This is a genomic window from Streptomyces sp. NPDC012474 (assembly GCF_042955185.1).
In the GTDB taxonomy this organism is placed as follows: Bacteria; Actinomycetota; Actinomycetes; order Streptomycetales; family Streptomycetaceae; genus Streptomyces; species Streptomyces cahuitamycinicus.
This window is the reverse complement of record NZ_JBIBEP010000022.1, coordinates 93228-115363: the sequence shown is the minus strand read 5'-3', so window position 1 is coordinate 115363 and position 22136 is coordinate 93228. Positions and strand designations below refer to the sequence as shown.

General features: G+C 72.9%; 9 protein-coding genes. All 9 read left to right on the top strand.

Going from position 1 to position 22136, the window contains the following annotated elements:
• Positions 1-2: 2 nt before the first annotated feature.
• Positions 3-992: a 2,3-diaminopropionate biosynthesis protein SbnB gene (sbnB, locus tag ACFY9S_RS35065; protein WP_391136841.1), complete on the top strand. Its 990-nt coding sequence runs from the start codon at positions 3-5 to the stop codon at positions 990-992.
• A 56-nt stretch (positions 993-1048) separates the two neighbouring features.
• A complete protein-coding gene (locus tag ACFY9S_RS35060; protein WP_391136838.1) occupies positions 1049-1267 on the top strand; it encodes an MbtH family NRPS accessory protein in 219 nt (72 codons plus the stop codon).
• 66 nt (positions 1268-1333) lie between these two features.
• Complete coding sequence (locus ACFY9S_RS35055) at positions 1334-6529, top strand: amino acid adenylation domain-containing protein (protein WP_391136835.1); 5196 nt, start codon at positions 1334-1336, stop codon at positions 6527-6529.
• On the top strand, positions 6526-17475 hold the full coding sequence (locus ACFY9S_RS35050; protein WP_391136832.1) for an amino acid adenylation domain-containing protein: 10950 nt from the start codon (positions 6526-6528) through the stop codon (positions 17473-17475). Before ACFY9S_RS35055 ends, ACFY9S_RS35050 begins: the two co-directional genes overlap by 4 nt.
• Positions 17472-18476, top strand: a complete 1005-nt coding sequence (locus ACFY9S_RS35045) for an ornithine carbamoyltransferase (protein ID WP_391136829.1) — start codon at positions 17472-17474, stop codon at positions 18474-18476. The genes ACFY9S_RS35050 and ACFY9S_RS35045 overlap by 4 nt, the downstream gene beginning before the upstream one ends.
• Positions 18473-19855, top strand: coding sequence for an MFS transporter (locus ACFY9S_RS35040; protein ID WP_391136826.1), 1383 nt, complete (start codon positions 18473-18475; stop codon positions 19853-19855). Before ACFY9S_RS35045 ends, ACFY9S_RS35040 begins: the two co-directional genes overlap by 4 nt.
• The gene (locus tag ACFY9S_RS35035) at positions 19852-20793 is read left to right on the top strand and encodes a TauD/TfdA family dioxygenase (protein ID WP_391136823.1); all 942 of its coding nucleotides are present in this window, start codon (positions 19852-19854) and stop codon (positions 20791-20793) included. The genes ACFY9S_RS35040 and ACFY9S_RS35035 overlap by 4 nt, the downstream gene beginning before the upstream one ends.
• Before the next feature lie 5 nt (positions 20794-20798).
• Entirely contained in the window at positions 20799-21116 is a 318-nt protein-coding gene (locus ACFY9S_RS35030; protein WP_391136820.1) for a hypothetical protein, read from the top strand.
• 8 nt (positions 21117-21124) lie between these two features.
• On the top strand, positions 21125-22111 hold the full coding sequence (locus ACFY9S_RS35025) for a TauD/TfdA family dioxygenase (RefSeq protein WP_391136817.1): 987 nt from the start codon (positions 21125-21127) through the stop codon (positions 22109-22111).
• Positions 22112-22136 lie beyond the last annotated feature (25 nt).

Genomic DNA, 22136 nt, shown 5'->3' with positions numbered 1-22136 from the left:
CGATGCTCGTACTGCGCAAGGCAGACGTAGAGAAAATACTCGGTGGGAGGGAGAAGGAGCACATCGAGCTGGTCCGGCAGACCTACTCCCTGCATGACAAGGGTGCGACGGCCGTACCGCATTCCATCTTCCTGCGGTTTCCCGACCAGCCCGCGAACCGCATCATCGGACTCCCGTCCTACCGTGGCGGCGAGAATCCGGCAGCGGGGCTGAAGTGGATTTCCTCATTCCCCGCGAACATCCACTCCGGAATCGCCCGTGCCAGTGCGGTGATGGTGCTGAACTCGCTGCGCACCGGACATCCGGAGGCGTTGCTCGAGGCCTCGCTGATCTCGGCCGCGCGGACCGCCGCGAGCGCCGCCCTCGCCGCCGACGTCCTCACCGAGGGCCGGCGTCCGCAGGGCGTCTCCCTCATCGGCTGCGGCGTCATCAACCTGGAGATCCTGCGCTACCTCAAGGCCGCGATCGACACGCTCGGCGAGATCACGCTGTATGACACCTCGCCCGCGCGTGCCGAGGAGTTCGCCCGCCGCTGCCGTGAGCTCCTGCCGGACGCCGAGGTCACCCTCGCGGACAGCATCGAGGACGCCCTGGAGGCGCAGCGCCTCGTCTCGTTCGCCACCAACGCGGGCGAGCCGCACGTGGACCTCACGCCCGCCGAACCCGGCACCGTGGTCCTGCACGTCTCGCTGCGCGACATCGACCCGCTCTCCATCAGCGGAGCGCACAACATCGTCGACGACGCGGACCACGTGTGCCGCGAGCGCACCTCGTTGCACCTGACCGAGCAGATCACCGGCGGCCGCGCCTTCATCGACGCCTCCATCGGCCAGCTCATCAACGGGACCGTCGCTTTCACGCCCGACCCGGACAAGGTCACCGTCTACTCGCCGTTCGGCCTCGGCGTCCTCGACCTCGCCCTCGCCGTCGACGTGCAGGCCACCGCCCGCGAGCTCGGCATCGGCTTGGAGGTCACGGACTTCCTGTCCTGACCCGGCCCGTACACCGCCCTTCCAGAACCCCTTTCCGTACATCCACGAGGAGAACCATGTCCCAGCAGTCCGCCGCCTCCGAGTACCGCGTCGTCCTGAACGCCGAGGAGCAGTACTCGATCTGGCCCGCCGGCCGTGAACTGCCCGCCGGGTGGAGCGCCGAGGGCACCCAGGGCACCCGCGAGGAGTGCCTGGCCCGCATCGACGAGGTGTGGACCGACATGCGCCCGCTGAGCCTGCGCCGCCGCATGGAGGCCCAGGCCACCGCCGCCTGAACACCATTCGCCTGAACGTCACTTCGGAGAACCGTCCAGTACGCCAGGTCATTGAAGGAGCACCTGTTGAACGCCGCACAGTTGCCGGGGAACACCCTGAGCGGAACCGTCCCGCCCACCCTGCCCGCGCTCTTCGCCGCGCAGGCGGACCGCACGCCCGGCGCGGCTGCCGTGCTGGACGGCCCACGAACGACGACCTACCGGGACCTGGCCCACGCCGCCGGGCGCACCGCGCGCTTCCTGCGCTCGCAGGGCGTGGGCCCGGGCTCCCTGGTCGGGGTGTGCCTCCCCCGGGGCGCCGAACTCATCGCCACGCTCCTCGGGGTGTGGCAGGCGGGCGCGGCCTATCTGCCGCTGGACGCCGGTCATCCGCACGGGCGCCTCAGATCCCTGGCGTCCCAGGCAGGCGCCGAACTCGTCGTCACCACAGCCGCACTGCGCGGGCCGCTCGGGGAGGACGGCCCGCGCGTCCTGAGCACCGAGGAGCTGACCACCGCCGCCGAGGACGGCCCGGCCGGCCCGGCGCCGGTGGACTCGGCCTCGCTCGCGTACACGATCTTCACGTCCGGCTCCACCGGCGCCCCCAAGGGCGTACAGATCACCCACGAGGGCATCGCGAACCGGGTCGCCTGGGCCGTGCGCGCCCAGCGGCTCGGCGCCGGCGACCGGATCCTGTTCAAGACGTCCGTCGGCTTCGACGCGGCGGGCTGGGAGATCTTCGCGCCGCTGGCCTGCGGAGCGAGCGTCGTCGTCGCGCCGGACGGCGCCGAGAAGGACGCCGCCGCGCTGCTGAAAGCCGTCGCCGACGGCGGCGTGACCGTGCTCCAGCTGGTGCCGTCCGTGCTGCGCCTGCTCGTCGAGGAACCGTCCTGGGAGGGCTGCGGCGCGCTGCGACTGCTCGCGTCGGCGGGCGAACCGCTGCACGCCGAACTGGTCGAGCAGGTCAGGGAGCTGGCAGGGCCCGGCATCGAGGTCTGGAACACGTACGGGCCCACGGAGTGCTCGATCGACATCACCGCCCACAAGGTCGACCCGGCGCAGAAGACCGGGCCCGTACCGATCGGCCGGCCGCTCACCGGGATGCGGGTCCTCGTTCTCGGCGCGGACGGCCGGCTCACGCCCAAGGGCGTCACGGGAGAGCTGTACGCCGGCGGTGTCGGCGTCGCCCAGGGCTATGCGGGGCGCCCCGACCTCACGGCGGAGCGGTTCGTGCCCGACCCGTACGGTCCGCCCGGCGCCCGCCTGTACCGCACCGGCGACCTGGTGCGCTGGAACGCGGCAGGTCTCCTGGAGTACCAGGGCCGTGCCGACGGCCAGCTCAAGGTCAACGGCGTACGCATCGAGCCCGGCGAGATCGAGGCCCAGCTCAGCACGCACCCCCAGGTCACGGGCGCGGCCGTCGTCGCGTACCGCACGGATGAGGACGCGGTACGCATCGGCGCCGCCGTCACCACGCGCGGCGAGCTCACCGGGGGCGACCTGCGCCGCTTCCTGCGCACCCGGCTGCCCGACAGCCATGTCCCCTCGCTGTTCCGTACCTTCGACGAGCTGCCCCTGACGCCGAACGGCAAGATCGACCGCGCGGCCTTGACCGCCGCCCTGGAGCAGGGCGACGATCTCACCGGGCAGGGCGCCTACGTCGCCCCGCGCAACGCGGCCGAGGAGAAGGTCGCCGAGGTGTGGGCGGCGCTGCTGGGCCGCGAGAAGGTCGGTGCCACCGACGACTTCTTCGCCCTGGGCGGCACGTCCCTGCAGCTCACCCGGCTCGCGGCCCGGCTGCGCGCCACCGGTGTCACCCTGTCGATGCGCGGCCTGTTCAGCGCCACCACGGTCGAGGCCCAGGCCCGGCTGATCGGCGCGCAGGACGCGGACAGCGCCCCGATCCCGACGGTCGACCGTGCGGGCCGCCTGGCGCTCTCGTCCGGGCAGCGCAGGCTGTGGTTCCTGGACCGGATGGGCCCGGGCAGCCGCGAGTGGGTCGCCCCGCTGATCCTGCGTCTGCCGGCCGCCACCACGCCGGACGAGCTGCAGTCGGCGCTGACCGCGCTCGGCGGCCGTCACGAGGCGCTGCGCACGCGGTACGTCGACGAGGGCGGCGAGCCCCGTCAGGTGATCGGCGCCGCGCACCCCGTGGAACTGCGGGTCGTCGACACCGGGCGCGAGCGGCTCGCCGAGCACTTCGAGGAGCAGTTCGCGCGCGGCTTCGAGCTGGCGACCGGGCCGTTGTGGCGGGCGCTGCTGGCCCGGATCCCCGGCGAGGACCACGTGCTGCTCGTCACCCTGCACCACATCGCGTGCGACGGCTGGTCCACGGTCGTCCTTGAGCGCGAACTGCAGGAGCTGTGCTCCGCCGCCCGTGAGGGCCGCGAGCCCGCCCTGTCCGCGGTCACCGTGCAGTACGCGGACTACGCGGCCTGGCAGTCCGGACGGCAGACCGACGAGTTCGTCGCGGGCGAGCTCGCCCACTGGCGCACCGCGCTCGACGGCATCGCCGCGCTCGACCTGCCCGCCGACCGGCCCCGGCCCGCCGTGCGCGACCCGCGCGGTGCGGTCGTGCCGATCCGGATCGAGCCCGGCCTTGCGGCGGCCGTGGAGCGGCTGAGCCGGGAGAACGCGGCGACCGAGTTCATGACGCTGCTCACCGCGTTCGCCACGGTGCTGGCGCGGCAGACCGGCCAGTGGGACGTGCCCGTCGGCACCCCGGTCGCCGGCCGCACCCGACCGGAGCTGTCCGGCACCGTCGGCTTCTTCCTCAACTCCCTCGTGGTGCGCTGCGGGCTGGGTCCCGAGCTGCGGTTCGAGGAGGCCCTGGGCCGGGTGCGGGCCGCGGCGACCGCCGCCTTCGCCCACCAGGAACTGCCCTTCGACCGCCTGGTCGACGAGATCCAGCCGGAGCGCGACCTGTCGCGCACGCCGCTGTACCAGGTCGCCTTCGACATGCACAGCGAGGGCGTCACCAGCATCGCCACCGACGCCGCCGACCTGCGCGCCTTCGCCGAGTCGTGGACCGTCGCCAAGACGGACCTGTCGGTGTTCATCGGGCGCTCGGCGGACGGCTCCCTGGAAGGCGTCCTGGAGTACGCGGTCACGCTGTTCGACGCGGCGACCGTGGAGCGGGTGCGGGAGCAGTTCGTGCGCCTCCTCGAAGAGGTGACCGCCGACCCGTCGGCGCGCCTGGCCGAGGTCCCGCTGCTGTCCGACGCGGAGCGGCACCTGATCGCCACGGAGTGGAACGCCTCCGCCGCCGACTTCGGTGACGCGAGTGTGTGCGCCCGTTTCGAGGAGCAGGCCGCCCGTACGCCTGGAGCGCCGGCGGTCGGTTTCGCCGGTGAGGTGGTCACGTACGCCCAGCTCGATGTGCGGGCCAATCAGGTCGCTCACCATCTGCGTGCGTCGGGGGTGAGTGGTCCGGGTGCCGTGGTGGGGGTGCTGCTCGACCGCGGACCGGATCTGGTGGCGGGTCTGCTGGGGGTGTGGAAGGCGGGTGCGGCGTACGTGCCGATCGATCCGTCCTACCCGGCGGAGCGCATCGCCTCGATGCTGGAGAGCGCGGGCGCGGGCACCGTCCTGACGCAGTCCGCGTATGCGGATCGTTTCGGCGGTGATGTGGGTCTGGTGCTGGTGGACCGGGACGCGTCGCTGCTCGATGGGCGGCCGCGGTCGGCGCCGGAGCGTGTGGAGGATGCCGAGGCGCTGGCGTATGTCATCTTCACGTCGGGTTCGACGGGCCGGCCCAAGGGTGTGGCGGTCACGCATCGGGGTGTGGCCAACCATGTCGCCTGGGCGGCGCGGGATCTCGCCTCGCGGGGGTCGACGGGTGCGCCGCTGTTCTCCTCGGTGGCCTTCGACCTGGTCGTCCCCAACCTGTGGGCGCCGCTGGTCACGGGCCAGCGGGTGCACACCATCGCGCAGGACACCGAGACGGCCGACCTGGCACGGGAGTTGGTGGCGGCGGGCCCGTTCAGCTTCATCAAGCTGACGCCCGGACATGTGGAGGTGCTGGCGGCGCAGTTGACCGCGCAGGAGGCTTCCGCTCTGGCGCCGGTGCTGGTGGTCGCCGGTGAGGCGCTGACGCGGGCGACGGTGCAGCGGTGGCGGGCGCTGGCGCCGGGGACGGAGCTCGTCAACGAGTACGGGCCGACCGAGGCCTCCGTCGGCACCTGCGTCTTCCCCGTCACCGACGCCGAGTCCGGCGAGGTCATGCCGATCGGGCGCCCGCTGCCGAACATGACGATGTACGTCCTCGACGCCCGGCTGGCTCTCGTGCCCGTCGGGGTGCCCGGTGAGCTGTATGTCGGTGGTACCGGGGTGGCGCGCGGCTACGCGGGCCGGCCCGGTCTGACGGCCGAGCGTTTCGTGCCCGATCCGTACGGGCCTGCGGGTGCTCGCCTCTACCGCACGGGTGACCTCGTTCGTACTCGCCCGGACGGCGCCGTGGAGTTCCTCGGCCGCCTCGACGACCAGGTGAAGATCCGCGGCTACCGCATCGAACCCGGCGAGATCCAGACCGTCGTCGCAGAGCACCCGGCGGTCCGCGAGGCGGTCGTCGTCCCGCACGAGACGGCGACGGGAGACATCCAGCTCGTCGCGTACTACGTCCCGCGGGACGACGCGGACGTGACCCCGGCCGGCGAGCTCGCGGCGCACTGTGCCGCGCGGCTGCCGGAGTACATGCTTCCCGACCACTACGTCCCGCTGGCCGAGATCCCCCTCAACGCCAACGGCAAGACCGACAGGCGGGCCCTGCCCGCGCCGGACGCCGGCGACACGGTCACCCCGCAGGGCCGGATCGCTCCGCGCACCGCCACCGAGGAACGCCTCGCGGAGATCTGGACCGAACTCCTCGCGGTCGAGCCCGGCATGACGGACAGCTTCTTCCACTCCGGCGGCAACTCGATCCTGGCGATCCGCCTGATCTCCCGCATCCAGGAGGAGTTCGACATCGACTTCACGGTCCGGGCGGTCTTCGAGGGCCCGACGGTGGCTCAGCTGGCCGTGGCCGTGGAACGGGAGATCTTCGCCGACCTCGACGGACCGGACGCGGCCGGCGGGCCACGCCTGTCGGACCCCGGCGAGGTGGTGGACGCCGACGACCCGTCCGGCATCGCCGACCCGCCGGAGATCGAGGACCCCTCGGAGCTCGACGACCCGTCCGGCCTGTTCCGGCCCGCGCACCTCGACGACCCGTCCGGTCCCGCCGGCGCGTCCACCCACCCCGACCCCGCGATCAACGGCCCCGCGCCGGTCAAGGAGACAGCATGAGCACCGGTGCCACCACGCCCCCGGGCATCGACACGGACGAGGCGCGCGACACGATCGTGCGGCAGCGGCTCGCCGGGCGGCGGCGTGCGCGCAGAAGCGCGATACCCAAGACGGACCGGAACGCCCCGCTGCGCCTGTCGTACGGGCAGGAGCAGATGTGGTTCCTCAACCGCCTCGACCCCGACAGCACCCAGTACCTCGTCCCGCTGCTCGTCCGGCTGACCGGGGCCCTGGACGCCGGCGTCCTGGCCGACGCCTGGCAGCGGCTCACCGACCGGCACGAGATCCTGCGCACCCGGTACGGGCTGCACGGCGAGGAGCCGGTGCAGATCGTCTCCGAGCGGGAACGGGTCACGCTGCCCCTCGAAGACCTCACGCACCTGCCCGAGGACGAGCGCGAGGCACGCGTCCAGGCGATCGTCACCGGCGAGATCTTCGTGCCGTTCGACCTGGAGCGCGACCTGCCGGTGCGGGCCCGTCTGATCCGGCTCGGCGACGAGGAGCACGTGCTCACCGTCGTCTTCCACCACATCGCCTGCGACGCCTGGTCCACCGAGATCGTCGGGCAGGAACTGAGCGCCCTGTACGCCGCCCTCGTGAAGGGGGAGGAGCCGCGGCTGCCCGACGTCGCCGTCCAGTACGCCGACTTCGCCGCCTGGCAGCGCGCCGAGATGTCCGGCGCCACCCTGGAGCGCCACCTCGACCACTGGAAGGGCGAGCTGGCGGGCATCACTCCGATCGAGCTGCCCACCGACCGGCCCCGCAAGGCCGTGAGGGACGCGACGGGTGACACGGTCGCCTTCTCCGTGCCCGCCGCACTCGCCGGGCGCGTGCAGGAGTTCGCCCGGGAGCGGGCCGCCACGCCCTTCATGGTCGTGCTCGCCGCGTTCCAGAGCCTGCTGGCACGGCACACCGGCTCCGCCGACGTCACCGTGGGCACGGTCGTGTCCGGGCGGGGCCGCCCGGAGCTGCAGGGCATGCTCGGCTACGGCATCAACACGCTGACGCTACGCGGGAGATGGGCCGACGGCACCTCCTTCCGTGATCTCGTCGACGCCACCAAGGGCACCGTCCTCGGCGCCTTCGACCACCAGGGCGTCCCGTTCGCCCGGCTGATCGACGCCGTGCAGCCCGAGCGCGACCTGTCCCGCAACCCTCTCTTCGACGTCGCCCTGACCATGCACGGCGAGCGCACCAGTTCCTTCGCCCTGCCGGGCATCGCCGCCGAGCCGTACCGGGCCGACGGCGACGCCGCCAAGTACGACCTCGACCTTCAGCTGCGCCAGGACGCCGACGGCAGGCTGCACGGGCACCTGGAGTACGCCGTCGAGCTGTTCGACCGGGCCACCGCCGAGCGCCTCACCGGGCAGCTCGTCCGCCTCCTCGACGCGGCGACCGCGGACCCGGACGCCGACCTGGCTCAGCTGGCCTTCCTCGGCGCGGACGAGGTGCGTCTGCTCACACAGGGCGCGGCCGTCACCGGCGAGGTCACCCGAACCGTCCACCGGGCCTTCGAGGAGCAGGCGGCCCGCACCCCGGACGCCGTCGCCGTGCACGCCGCCGGCGAGGAGCTGACGTACGCCGAGCTCAACGAGCGCGCCAACCGCATCGCCCACCACCTCGTCGCCCTCGGCGTCGGCCAGGAGACCCTGGTCGGCGTCTGCCTGGAGCGCGGCGCCGACCTGCTGCCCGCCCTGCTCGGCGTCCTCAAGGCGGGCGGCGCCTATCTGCCGCTCGATCCCTCGCAGCCCGCCGACCGCATCGGCTACATGCTCCAGGACGCCGCAGCCCCGGTCGTGGTGACCGAACGCGCCCACGCGGAGCTGCTGAACGGCCTGCACGACGGGCCCGTCCTCGTCCTCGACGCGGAGGAGGACCGTGCCGCGCTGGCCGCCCGGCCGGTCACGGACCCGGTCCCGCGTACCGACGCCGACAGCCTGATCTACGTCATCTACACCTCGGGCTCCACCGGCCGTCCCAAGGGCGTCGGCCTCACCCACGCCAACGTGGAGCGCCTCTTCACGGTCACCGCGCACCAGACCGGCTTCCGCACCGACGACGTGTGGACCCTCTTCCACTCCTACGCCTTCGACTTCTCCGTCTGGGAGATGTGGGGCGCGCTGCTGCACGGAGGCCGGCTCGTCGTCGTGCCGAAGGACGTCTCGCGCGATCCGTCCGCGTTCCTCGACCTGCTCGTCGAGCAGGGCGTGACGGTGCTCAGCCAAACGCCGTCCGCGTTCCGCGCGCTGGTCGCCGCCGCCCGTGAGGGCGATCCGCGCGTCGGCGAACTGGCCCTGCGCACCGTGGTGTTCGGCGGCGAGAAGCTCGAAGTCGCCGACCTGCGGCCGTGGGCGGACCGACTCGGCCTGAACGCCCCCACGCTCGTCAACATGTACGGCATCACGGAGACCACCGTGCATGTCACGCACCACCTCCTCGACGAGGACGACCTCGCCCGGGGCTCCGTCAGCCCGGTCGGCGTCCCTCTCGACGACCTCGCCGTCCGCATCCTCGACGCGCACGGCAACCTGGCGCCGATCGGGGTGCCCGGGGAGATCCACGTCGCGGGGCGCGGCGTCGCCCGCGGCTATGTGGGCCGTCCCGCCCTGACCGCCGAGCGGTTCGTGCCCGACCCGTACGGGGCGCCGGGGGACCGTCTGTACCGCAGCGGCGACGTCGCGCGCCGTCTCGCCGACGGCAGTCTGGAGTTCCTGGGCCGCAACGACGCCCAGGTGAAGATCCGCGGTTTCCGCGTCGAGCTCGGTGAGATCAACGCCGCGCTCACGGCGCAGGACGGTGTGCGTGACGCCGTCGTCCTGGTCCGTGAGGACACCCCGGGCGACAAGCAGCTCGTCGCCTACGTCGTCCCCGCCGGCGGTGCCGCCCCCGACCCCGCCGGGCTGCGCGCCCTACTCGCCCGCGAACTGCCCGAGTACATGGTCCCGGAGACCTTCGTCGTCCTCGACGCGCTGCCGCTGACCGACAACGGCAAGCTCGACGCCAAGGCGCTGCCCGCGCCCGCCGCACGTGTGGCCACATCCGAGTACGCCGCGCCGCGCTCCGCCCTGGAGGAGCGCACCGCCGCCGTCTGGGGTGAGGTCCTCGGCGTGGACCGGGTCGGCGTCCACGACAGCTTCTTCGACCTGGGCGGGCACTCGCTGCGCGCCATCACCCTGGCGGGCCGGCTGCGCGAGGCGGGGCTCGACGTCGGCGTCCGCGACCTGTTCGAGTACCGCACCGTGGCCCTGCTGTGCGAGCAGCTCGCCGGCCGGGCGCCGGTCACCACGACCCACGGCGTACGCCCGTTCGCCCTCGTCGCCGACGAGGACCGGGCCGGGCTGCCCGAAGGCGTCGTGGACGCGTACCCGATGTCGCAGGTCCAGATCGGCATGGTCGTCGAGATGCTCAGCGACACCGGCCGGCATCCGTACCACAACGTCACCTCCTTCCGGGTCCCCGACAGCCGCTCCTTCGACATCGAGGCGCTGCGCGCCTCGGTCGCGTCGGCCGTCGCCCGGCACGAGGTGCTGCGCACGTCCTTCGACCTCAACTCCTACGCCGTCCCCATGCAGTTGGTGCACGAACGGGTCGAACCGCCGGTGCAGGGACGCGATCTGCGCGGCCTCGGCGACGAGGAGGTGCGGGACGCGCTGCGCGCCTTCACCGCCGAGGAGCGCTCCCGGCTGATCCCGCTGGACAGCGCGCCGCAGCTGCGCCTGTACGGCACGGCCTGCGACGACGGCAGCTGGTGGCTGACGATCACCGAGTGCCACGCGATCCTCGACGGCTGGAGCCACCACTCCCTCCTGATGGAGATCGTCGAGGGCTACCACCGGGCCCGCGACGGGCAGCCCGTGGACGCGCCGGCCGCCCCCGACGTGCGGTTCGCGGACTTCATCGCCGCCGAGGTCGCCTCCCGGGAGGCCGGCGAGGACCGCGCGTACTGGACCGGCATCATCGAGGGCCACACGCCGTTCGCGCTCCCCGAGGCCTGGGCGGGCGACGGGGTCGCGGGCGCCCCGCACCGGGTCAAGGTCCCCTTCCACGACCTGGAGCCGCAGCTGCGTGCCCTGGCGTCCACCGCCGGCGCCTCCCTCAAGAGCGTGCTGCACGCCGCCCATCTGAAGGTCCTCAGCACGGTCACCGGCGACGAGCGCTTCTTCACCGGCCTGGTGTGCAACGCCCGCCCCGAGGCCCTCGGTGCCGACGGCCTGTACGGCATGCACCTCAACACACTGCCGTTCGCCTTCGACGGCGCCTTTGGCACCTGGCGCGACCTGGTGCGCCGGGTCTTCGAGCGCGAGGTCGAACTGTGGCCGCACCGCGGCTACCCGATGCCCGACATCCAGCGGCAGGCCGAGGAGGGGCAGCGGCTCGTCTCGGTCCGCTTCAGCTACCACGACTTCGACCAGGTCGACCGCGACCGGGTCGACTACCTGGCGAGCATCGACGACAGCCCCACCGAGTTCCCGCTCGGCGTCTCGGCCCGCCTCGGCCACCTGTTCCTGACGGGCGGCCGCAAGCACGTCTCCGCCGAGGCCCTGGAGCGTCTCGCGGGCACCCTGCGCGAGGTCCTCGTGGCGATGGCCGCGGACCCGGGGGGCGATGCGAGTGCCTCGTATCTCCCCTCCGCCACCAGGCAGACACTCCTGGAACAGGGCACGGGCGAGCGTGCCGACTTCGGTGACGCGAGTGTGTGCGCCCGTTTCGAGGAGCAGGCCGCGCGCACTCCCTCGGCGCCGGCGGTCGGTTTCGCCGGTGAGGTGGTCACGTACGCGCAGCTCGATGTGCGGGCCAATCAGATCGCTCACCATCTGCGTGCGTCGGGGGTGAGCGGCCCGGGTGCCGTGGTGGGTGTGTTGCTCGACCGTGGCCCGAACCTGGTGGCGGGTCTGCTGGGGGTGTGGAAGGCGGGCGCGGCGTATGTGCCGATCGATCCGTCCTATCCGGCGGAGCGGATCGCCTCGATGCTGGGGAGCGCGGGTGCGGGCACCGTCCTGACGCAGTCCGCGTATGCGGATCGTTTCGGCGGTGATGTGGGTGTGGTTCTGGTGGACCGGGACGCGTCGCAGATCGACGCGCGGCCGCGGTCGGTGCCGGAGCGTGTGGAGGATGGCGAGGCGCTGGCGTATGTCATCTTCACGTCGGGTTCGACGGGCCGGCCCAAGGGTGTGGCGGTCACGCATCGGGGTGTGGCCAACCATGTCGCCTGGGCGGCGCGGGATCTCGCCTCGCGGGGGTCGACGGGTGCGCCGCTGTTCTCCTCGGTGGCCTTCGACCTGGTCGTCCCCAACCTGTGGGCGCCGCTGGTCACGGGCCAGCGGGTGCACACCATCGCGCAGGACACCGACACCGCCGACCTGGCACGTGAACTGTCCGCCGCCGGCCCCTTCAGTTTCATCAAGCTGACCCCGGGGCACGTCGACGTCCTGGCCTCCCAGCTGACCGCCGAGCAGGCTTCCGCTCTGGCGCCGGTGCTGGTGGTCGCCGGTGAGGCGCTGACGCGGGCGACGGTGCAGCGGTGGCGGGCGCTGGCGCCGGGGACGGAGCTCGTCAACGAGTACGGGCCGACCGAGGCCTCCGTCGGCACCTGTGTCTTCCCCGTCACCGACGCCGAGTCCGGCGAGGTCATGCCGATCGGGCGCCCGCTGCCGAACATGACGATGTACGTCCTCGACGCCCGGCTCGACCAGGTCGCGGTCGGTGTCGCGGGTGAGTTGTACGTCGGCGGCACCGGAGTGGCACGCGGGTACGCGGGCCGGCCCGGTCTGACGGCCGAGCGTTTCGTGCCCGATCCGTACGGGCCTGCGGGCAGCCGCCTCTACCGCACGGGCGACCTCGCCCGGACCCGCCCGGACGGCGCCGTGGAGTTCCTCGGCCGCCTCGACGACCAGGTGAAGATCCGGGGCTACCGCATCGAACCCGGCGAGATCCAGACCGTCGTCGCAGAGCACCCGGCGGTCCGCGAGGCGGTCGTCGTCCCGCACGAGACGGCGACGGGAGACATCCAGCTCGTCGCGTACTACGTCCCGTCCGGCGCGGGCACGAGTGCCGCCGAACTCGCCGAGCACAGCGGTGCCCGGCTGCCCGACTACATGCTCCCGGCCGCCTACATCGCCCTCGACGCGATCCCCCTCAACGCCAACGGCAAGACCGACAAGCGGGCCCTGCCCGCGCCGGACGACACCGGCCTCGACGGCGGCACGTCCCATGTCGCGCCCCGCACCATCACCGAGGCCCAGGTGGCGGACATCTGGGCGCAGGTCCTCGGCCTGGAACGGGTCGGCGTCCTGGACGGCTTCTTCGACCTGGGCGGCCACTCCATCCGCGCGGTCGCCCTGGTCGGCGCCCTGCGTGCGGCCGGCTTCGACGTCGGCGTGCGGGAGGTCTTCGAGTACCGCACGGTCGCCGAGCTGAGCGAGTTCCTCACCGGGCGCCCGGCGCCGCAGGAGACCGCCGCGCCCGTCGAGCCGTTCGCACTGCTCGCCGACGAGGACCGGGCCGGGCTGCCCGAGGGCGTCGTGGACGCGTACCCGATGTCGCAGGTCCAGCTCGGCATGCTCGTCGAGATGCTCGCCGACGACGAACGGCGGGTCTATCTGAACGTCGCGTCGTTCCGCATCACCGACGGCACCCCCTTCGACGCGGACGCCCTGCGCACCGCCCTCGACGTGGTCACCGGGCGGCACGAGATGCTGCGGACCTCCTTCGACCTGGACGCCTTCACCCAGCCGCTGCAGATCGTGCACCCGAAGGCCCGGATCCCGCTGGCCGTGGAGGACCTGCGGCAGCTGTCGGAGGGCGCCCGCGAGCTGCGCGTACGGAACATCATGAGCGAGGAGCGGACCCGGGGACTCGATCTCGCGGCGGCCCCGCTGCTGCGCATGACAGCCCAGGTCGAGGCCGACGACTCCTGGCGACTCGTCGTCACCGTCTCGCACGCCATCACCGAGGGCTGGAGCCACCGCGCCCTCCTGATGGAGCTCCTCGACGTCTACCGCGCCCTGCGCGAGGGCGGCGTCCCCGCTCCCGCCGAGCCCACGCCGGTGCGTTACGCCGACTTCATCGCGGCCGAACTGGCCTCGCTGGACTCGGCGGAGGACCGGACGTACTGGCAGGACGTCATCGGCCGGTACGCACCGTTCGCACTGCCCGCCGGCTGGGCCGGGAACCCCGCCGGGCCGAGCGAGAAGTACCGGCTCGCCGTGCCCGTGCACGATCTGGAACCGCGCCTGCGGGCCCTGGCCACCCGGGCACAGGCGTCGTTCAAGAGCGTGCTGCTCGCCGCCCACCTGAAGGTCATGAGCACCCTCACCGAGGAGGACGGCTTCTTCAGCGGCCTGGTGTGCAGTGCCCGCCCCGAGTCGCCCGGCGCGGAACGCGTCTACGGCATGTACCTCAACACCCTGCCGTTCGCCTTCGACCGCACCGCGGGCAACTGGACCGACCTGGTCCGCCAGGTCTTCGCCCGCGAGGCCGAGGTCTGGGACCGCCGGCGATTCCCGATGCCCGTCATCCAGCGGGAGGCGGGCGCCGGCCGTCTGCTCCACGTCCGGTTCAGCTACCAGGACTTCGACCACGTCGACGACAAGCTCGTCGACGCCGGGGCCAGTGGCGGAGAGGGCGGCACCGAGTTCGCGCTCGCTGTCTCCGCGGTCTCCGGGCACCTGCTGCTCACCACGCACACCCACGCCCTGGCTCGCGAGCAGGGCGAACGCCTGACCGCCCTGTACCGGCAGGTCCTGGAGGCCATGGCCGGCGACCCGCAGGGCAGCGCCCAGGACACCTACCTGCCCGCACAGGAGCGTGAGTGGCTGCTCGCGCAGAACGACACGGCCCGCGACTTCCCCGAAGCGACCGTCCTGCAGCGCTTCGAGGAGCAGGTGGCCCGCACCCCCGACGCCGTCGCCGTACGGCATGCGGGCGGTGAGCTGTCGTACGCCGAACTCGACGCCAGGGCCACCCGGTTCGCCTACCGGCTGCGTTCGGCGGGCGTCGGCGCCGAGTCCACGGTGGGCGTGCTGCTCGACCGCGGACCGGACCTGCTCGCCACGCTGCTCGCGGTGTGGAAGGCGGGCGGCGCCTACGTGCCGATCGACCCGTCCTACCCGGCCGAGCGCATCGCCTCCATGTGCGAGAGCGCGGCCGCGCGGCTCGCCGTGACGCAGGAGGGCTACACGGACCGCTTCCCCGGCACCGTGCCGGTCCTGGACATCGCCCGACTGGCCCAGGGAGACGGCGAGTTCGGTGCGGTGGCCCGGGTCGACGACCCCGAGCGGCTCGCCTACGTCATCTTCACCTCCGGTTCCACCGGGCGGCCCAAGGGCGTCCAGGTCCCGCACCGGGGCCTGGCCAACCACGTCGCCTGGGCGGCGGACGAGCTCGCCGTGCGGGGCACCGGCGGTGCGCCGCTGTTCTCCTCGGTCGCCTTCGACCTGGTCGTCCCCAACCTCTGGGGGCCGCTGGTCACCGGACAGGCCGTGCACGTCGTCCCGCAGGACACGCTGCCCGCCGACCTGCCGGCCGCGCTGCTCGACGGCGAGCCGTACAGTTTCGTCAAGCTGACCCCGGGCCACCTGGACATCCTCACCGAGCAGCTCACCACCGAGCAGGTCGACCGGCTCAGCCAGGTCTACGTCGTCGCGGGCGAGGCCCTGCCGGGCTCCACCGCCAACCGGTCCCTCGAAGTCCTCGGCGCCGGCCGCATGATCAACGAGTACGGGCCGACCGAGGCGTCCGTGGGTTCCACCATCCACCCCGTCACCGACCACGTCGCGCTCGACGTCGTCCCGATCGGCCGCCCGCTGCCGAACATGACGGCGTACGTCCTGGACGCGGCGATGCGCGAGGTGCCGGCCGGTGTCGTCGGCGAGCTGTACGTCGGCGGCACGGGTGTGGCACGCGGGTACGCGGGCCGCCCCGGCCTGACGGCCGAGCGTTTCGTGCCCGACCCGTACGGGCCGGCGGGCAGCCGCCTGTACCGCACGGGCGACCGGGTCCGGATGCCGGCCGACGGGAACATCGAGTTCCTCGGCCGTCTCGACGACCAGGTGAAGATCCGCGGCTACCGCGCCGAACTCGGCGAGGTGCAGGCCGTGCTGGCGGCCCACCCGGCCGTCCGGGACGCCGTGGTCGCCGTGCACGAGCCGACGCCCGGCGACAAGCGCCTCGTCGCCTACTGCGTGCCCGCGGAAGGACAGCGGCTGCCGGACGCCTCGGCCCTCGCCGACGACTGCGGGGCGCTGCTGCCGGAGTACATGGTGCCCTCCGCGTTCGTCGCCCTGGACGCGATCCCGCTTAACGCCAACGGCAAGGTCGACCGCAAGTCGCTGGCGGCGCCGGACCGTTCGGCGATGCGCTCGGGCCGCGAGTTCGTGGCGCCGCGCACCGACACGGAGCGCACGCTCGCCAAGATCTGGTCCGAGGTGCTCGGTGTCGACGAGATCGGCGTGCACGACGAGTTCTTCGAGCTCGGCGGGCACTCGATCCTGATGATCCAGGTGCTCGCGGCGGCCCGCCGCGAGGGCCTCGCGGTGTCGGTCTGGCGCATGTACCAGCACGGCACGCTCGTCGACCTGGCGGCGGCCATCGACGAGGACAGGGCGGCCGCCGCCGCGGAGGAGGCCGCCAAGGCCGCCAAGGCAGCCGAGGCCGCCGAGGCGGAGGCCGCACCGGTCGAGGTCCCGGCCGAGCTGCTCGCCTCGCTCCTGCGGCAGGCCGCCGGCGGCGACGCCACACGCCTCACCGAGGGGCCCCTCGCCCAGGTCGCCGCCCTGCTCGGCGGCGGCACGCAGGTTGCCGCCGAGGCCACGCAGACGGTCGCTCTCGACGACCTGGACGCCCTCATGGCCGAGCACCAGGTGCCCGGCGTGAGCCTGGCCCTGCTGGGCGCGGACGGCTCGGTGCGCACTCACGCCGCCGGAGTCCTCGCGGTGGACGGCGACCGGCCGGTGACCCCGGACACGCTGTTCCAGGTCGGCTCGATCAGCAAGCACGTCGCGGCGTTCGCGACCCTGCGACTCGTCGCCGAGGGGCGCATCGGCCTCGACGACTCCATCGACACGCACCTGACGTCCTGGCGCCTCGACGACCTGGACTCGGCACCCGGCGCGGTGACCGTCCGGCGGCTGCTCGGGCACACCGCCGGGCTCGCCCGGCACCGCAGCGTCGGATTCCCGCCGGGCGGCGAGGTGCCCACCCTGCGGGACCTCCTGGAGGGCACGGACGCCGTCTCGACCCCGCGCGTACGCCGCCAGCTGGTGCCCGGCTCCACGTTCCGCAAGTCCAGCACCCACTACTGGGTCCTCCAGCAGCTCCTGGAGGACGTCACCGGTGAGGCGTTCCAGGACCTCGCGCACCGCCTGGTCCTCGCGCCGCTCGGCATGACGGGCAGCAGCTTCGACCAGGACTTCCCGCGCACGTCGGGGCGGCCGGTGGCACTGGGCCACCACGTCAAGGGCGTGGCCATGGAAGGGGGCTGGCGCGAACGCGCCCACCTCGCCGCCGCCGGACTGTGGACTACGGCCGAGGACATCGCCCGGCTCGCCCGGCAGGTGCGGGCCTCGCTCCTCGGCCACGAGGGGGCCCTGCTGCCCCGCGCCGTCGCCCAGGAACTGCTCGCCACCCACCCGGGCAGCTTCTACGGCCTCGGCACCATCGTCGACGACACCGGCGGCGACGCCGAGTTCGGCCACGGCGGCGAACCCGCCGGCTACTGGAACCTCTCGCTCTCCCACCTCGGCAGCGGCGTCGGCCTGGTGGCCCTCACCAACTCCGACAGCGGCAAGGGCGTCGTCAAGCACCTGACCGCCCGGCTCGGCAAGCACGAAAAGACCTTCGGCAAGGGCGAGTTGATGGCCGAATGGGCGGCCGCCGGCACCGGCTCCGCCGCCCCCGCCCACCATCCGCTGCTCAGCCCCGTCGTCACCGACGAGGAGCGGGCATGACCACCCACGGCCCGCGAACGGCCACCACCACCCAGGAGGACCCTGTGCACCACCCCGGCACACGCCACCTCATCTCCGTGGACGACCTCACCGACGACGACCTGCGCACCCTGGTGGCGGACGGTGTCGCCTTCCGCGCCGCCGACCGCAAGGGCGGCCCTAAGCCGCTGCGGGACGAGGTCGTGGGGATCTACTTCAGCAAGACGTCCACCCGCACCCGTACCGCCTTCTCCAGCGGCGCCCTGCGCCTGGGCGCCTCCGTGATCACCTACGGGCCCGGCGACCTCCAGCTCAACACCGGCGAGACCAGCGAGGACACCGGCGCCGTGCTCTCCCGCATGCTCGACGTCCTGGTGGCCCGCACCGCGGGTGACGAGGCGGAGATGCGGGCCTGGGCGAGCCAGCGGCGGATGTCCGTCGTCAACGCGATGAGCGCCGGGGAGCACCCCACACAGGCCCTCACCGACCTCACCACGCTGAGCGCGCACTTCGGCCGGCTGGACGGGCTGCGCGTCCTGTACGTGGGCGAGGGCAACAACTCGGCGTCCGCGCTCGCCCTCGCCCTGAGCCGCTTCCCGGGCGCGGAGCTGGAACTGCGCACCCCGCCCGGCTACGGGCTCGACCCGGCCTATCTCGCCCGGGCCGAGGCGCACGCCGCCCGCACCGGCGCGAGCGTGCGCGAACGTCACGACATGGACGACCTGCCCGCCGACGTCGACGCCGTCTACACCACGCGCTGGCAGACCACGGGCACCACCAAGCCCGACCCCAACTGGCGGGACGTCTTCGCCCCGTTCCAGGTGAGTGCGCGGCTGTGGGAGACCAGCCCCAAGGCCGTGTTCCTGCACGACCTGCCGGCGCACCGCGGCGACGAGGTCACCGCCGAGGTGCTCGACGGGCCGCACAGCATCGCCTTCGAACAGGCCGAGAACAAGATGCACAGCGCGATGGCCGTCCTGAAGTGGTGCCGAGCGGGCGGCCCGGCCGCACCGGGAGAGTGAGCGTCACCGACGGCCGGACGGCTCCCGCGCACCCGCGGGCGAAGGGGCCGGATCCGGTCCCCCTGCGACGCAACCGCGACTACCTCAAGCTGTGGAGCGGCGCCGGGCTCACCCTGCTCGGCTCCCGCGCCACCTCGGTCGCCTACCCGCTGCTGCTGATCTGGTCCACCGGGTCGGCGGCGGCGGGGGCGGTGGCCGCCTTCGCGGCGCAACTCCCGCACCTGATCGTGCAGTTGCCCGCCGGAGCGCTCGTCGACCGGTGGAACCGGCGCCGCACGATGCTCGTGTGCAGCGCGGGCTGCGCCGTGTCCACGGCGAGCGTGGTCACGGCGGTCGCGATGGGCCGGGTCCATCTGACCCACCTGGCGGTGGCCGCGTTCGTCGAGGGATCGCTGATGGTCTGCCACCGCCTCGCCGAACGAGCCTGCGTCCGTCACGTCGTGCCGGAGTCGCAGCTCACCGCGGCGCTCGCCGGGAACGAGGCGCGGGGACGGGCCGCCGGCCTGCTCGGACAACCGCTCGGCAGCGCCGCGTTCGCCGCCGCCCGATGGTCGCCGTTCCTGCTCGGGAGCGTCGCGCACCTGCTGTCACTGCTCGCCGTCCTGTGCGTCAGGACGCCGTTCGGCAGCAGGCCGGCGGCCGCCCGGCGCAGGCTCGGGCCCGAGATCGCCGAGGGGCTGCGCTGGCTGTGGCGGCGCCGCTTCCTGCGCCGGATCACGCTGCTGATCTCCGGCAGCAACATGATCTTCCAGGCGCTGGCCCTGCTGCCCGCCTTCGTCCTGTACGAGGACGGGCTCTCACCCGCGGCGGTCGGCGTGATCGCGGCGATCAGCGGAGCGGGCGGCGCCGTCGGCGCCCTCTGCGGCGGCTGGGCCACACGCCGCATCGGCCTGGCCGGCCTGGTCCGCGGGGCGCTCGTGGTGTGGGCGCTGCTCGTGCCCGCCCTCGCCCTGACCCGCTCGCCGCCGCTCCTCGGAGCACTGCTGGCCGGAATGAGCCTGGTGGGCGGCGCCGTCAACGTCGCCGGCGGCGTCCACCAGGTGCGCACCACGCCCGACGCCCTCCAGGGCCGCGTCAACAGCGCCCTGCAACTCGCCGGTTCGGGCGCCAACGCACTCGGCGCACTCGCCGGAGGAGTACTCCTCGACTCCCTCGGCGCGGCCCGCACGGCCGTCCTGCTCGGTGCGGCGATGGGCGTCCTGGCGCTCCTCGCCGCGGCCTCCGCACTGACCCGCCTCCTCGCCTCCGAGGAACAGCAGGCCTCTCAGCAACAGCACGCCTCCCAGGGACAGCAGGCCTCTCAGCAACAGCACGCCTCCCAGGAACAGCAGCAAGAACCCGTACGAGAACAAGAACAAGAAGGAGAACGCACCTCATGAACACGACCCCCAGTTGGAGCCCCCTGGTCATCACCCCGCAGAGCGCCGGGGTCGAGGCCTCGGCCGCCGGGCTGCTCAAGGTGATCGGCGACACCGCCGCCGTCGACGACCAGCTCGTCAAGGAAAAGGCCCTGATCTTCCGCGGCTTCGGCGTCACGCAGGAGGAACTCGACCCGGTCATGGACGAACTGCTGCCCAACCGGCTCGCCTACGTCCACGGCAACTCGCCGCGCACCAAGGTCGGCAAGAACGTCTACACCTCCACGGAGTACCCGCAGGAGTTCACCATCTCGATGCACAACGAGATGTCGTACGCCCACGCCTGGCCGGCCCGCCTGCTCTTCTTCTGCCAGAAGGCCGCCGAGACCGGCGGTGCCACCCCGGTGACCGACTCCGCGCTCTGGTTCGAGTCCCTGGACCCGGAGGTAAGGGAGGCGTTCAAGGACGGCGTCTGCTACCAGCAGAACCTGCACGACGGCCTCGGCCTCGGCAAGAGCTGGCAGGACACCTTCGAGACCACCGACCGCGCCGACGTCGAGGCCTTCCTCGGACGGACCGGCGCCGAATGGGAATGGAAGCCGGACGGCTCGCTGCGGGTGCGCCAGGTCCGGCCCGCGACCGCTGTGCACCCGGTGACCGGCGCGGAGGTCTGGTTCAACCAGTCCGACCAGTGGCACCCGGCGGGCCTCGGCGACGACACCGCCGCCGCGCTCGCCCAGATCATGCCGGCCGACGAACTGCCGCAGTCCGTCACGTTCGCCGACGGCACGCCCATCCCCGACGAGTACGTCCTTCAGATCCGTGACCGGGGCCTGGACGCCGCCGTGAACTGTGACTGGAGCACCGGTGACCTGATGCTCATCGACAACATGCTGGTCTCGCACGGCCGCCGGCCCTTCACCGGAACCCGCCGCGTGCTCGTCGCGATGTCCGACTGAGGCCGATGAATACCGCTGAGCGCGAGTACCGCGCTCCGTGCGACGGCGGTGGCGCCCACCCGCGGCAGGGCGCCCCGCACGACCCGCCGTCCGCCGCCGACCCGCGGCTGCTCTCCGTGGCCGGACGCGCGGTGCCGCACCGCAGGTCACGGCCGGACACGGACACCGGAGGAGACCGGCTCGCCGAGGACGTGCCGAGCCGCAACGACCTCTTCACGGCGCTTGCCGGGCCCGTGGGCCGTGCGGGCCCCGCCGTCCCGCGCACGCGGGAATCCGCGCTGTCCCGTTCCCTGCTCGAACCCTTCGCCTCCTCCAGGAGCTGACCACCACCATGACCATCCAGGCGATATCCACCCCGACCGCCATGCCGGACCAGGGAGTCGACCTCCCGGGCCATCTCCCCAAGGTCTTCCTCGCCCCCGACCCCTCCGTGGAGATCGGCGCGTACCTCGCACAGCACCGGGCGGCCGTCCGCGCCGCCCTCGTCGAGCGCGGCGCGGTCCTGCTGCGCGGCTTCGCGGTCGACGGCGTCGACGGTTTCAACGGCTCGGTGCACGCCCTGTCGGGCACCCCGCCGCTGACGTACGCGGAACGCTCCTCGCCGCGCTCCACCATCAAGGGGCAGGTGTACACCTCGACCGACTATCCGGCGGACGAGGAGATCTTCCTGCACAACGAGAACTCGTACCAATCGGTCTGGCCGCAGACCCTGTACTTCTTCTGCATCGAGCCCGCCCACACGCTCGGCGCCACCCCGCTCGCCGACATCCGGGCCGTCCACGCGGCCATCGACCCCGACGTGCGGGAGGAGTTCACGCGGCGCCGCTGGCGTGTGGTGCGCAACTTCCACGAGGACTTCGGGGTGCCGTGGCAGCAGGCCTTCAACACCGACGACAGGGACCGGGTCGCCGCGTACTGCGCGGGCAAGGGCATCGACGTGGAGTGGACCGCCGGCGGGCTGCGCACCACGGCCGTGCGCGACGCGGTGCACCGGCACCCGGTGACGGGGGAGACCGTGTGGTTCAACCACATCACGTTCTTCCACGTCAGCACGGTCGCCCCCGATGTGCGCGACGGACTCCTGGAGATCTTCGCGCCCGAGGACCTGCCCACCAACTCCTACTACGGGGACGGGGCGGCGATCCCCGACGATGTCGTCGCCCACCTGCGTCAGTGCTACCGGGACGCGAGCACCCGCTTCGACTGGCAGCGGCACGACGTCCTGGTCGTCGACAACATGCTGGCCGCGCACGCCCGTGAGCCCTTCACCGGCCCGCGCAAGATCGCCGTGGCGATGGCCGAGCCGTCCGACGGCTGACGCCGCGGGGCGGCCGTCCCGGCAT

What these genes read in the sequence shown, in the direction of transcription:
- ACFY9S_RS35060 (WP_391136838.1), top strand. Translation starts at nt 1,049, where the DNA reads ATGTCCCAGCAGTCCGCCGCCTCCGAGTACCGCGTCGTCCTGAACGCC.
- ACFY9S_RS35045 (WP_391136829.1), top strand. Translation starts at nt 17,472, where the DNA reads ATGACCACCCACGGCCCGCGAACGGCCACCACCACCCAGGAGGACCCT.
- ACFY9S_RS35035 (WP_391136823.1), top strand. Translation starts at nt 19,852, where the DNA reads ATGAACACGACCCCCAGTTGGAGCCCCCTGGTCATCACCCCGCAGAGC.
- sbnB (WP_391136841.1), top strand. Translation starts at nt 3, where the DNA reads ATGCTCGTACTGCGCAAGGCAGACGTAGAGAAAATACTCGGTGGGAGG.
- ACFY9S_RS35030 (WP_391136820.1), top strand. Translation starts at nt 20,799, where the DNA reads ATGAATACCGCTGAGCGCGAGTACCGCGCTCCGTGCGACGGCGGTGGC.
- ACFY9S_RS35025 (WP_391136817.1), top strand. Translation starts at nt 21,125, where the DNA reads ATGACCATCCAGGCGATATCCACCCCGACCGCCATGCCGGACCAGGGA.
- ACFY9S_RS35050 (WP_391136832.1), top strand. Translation starts at nt 6,526, where the DNA reads ATGAGCACCGGTGCCACCACGCCCCCGGGCATCGACACGGACGAGGCG.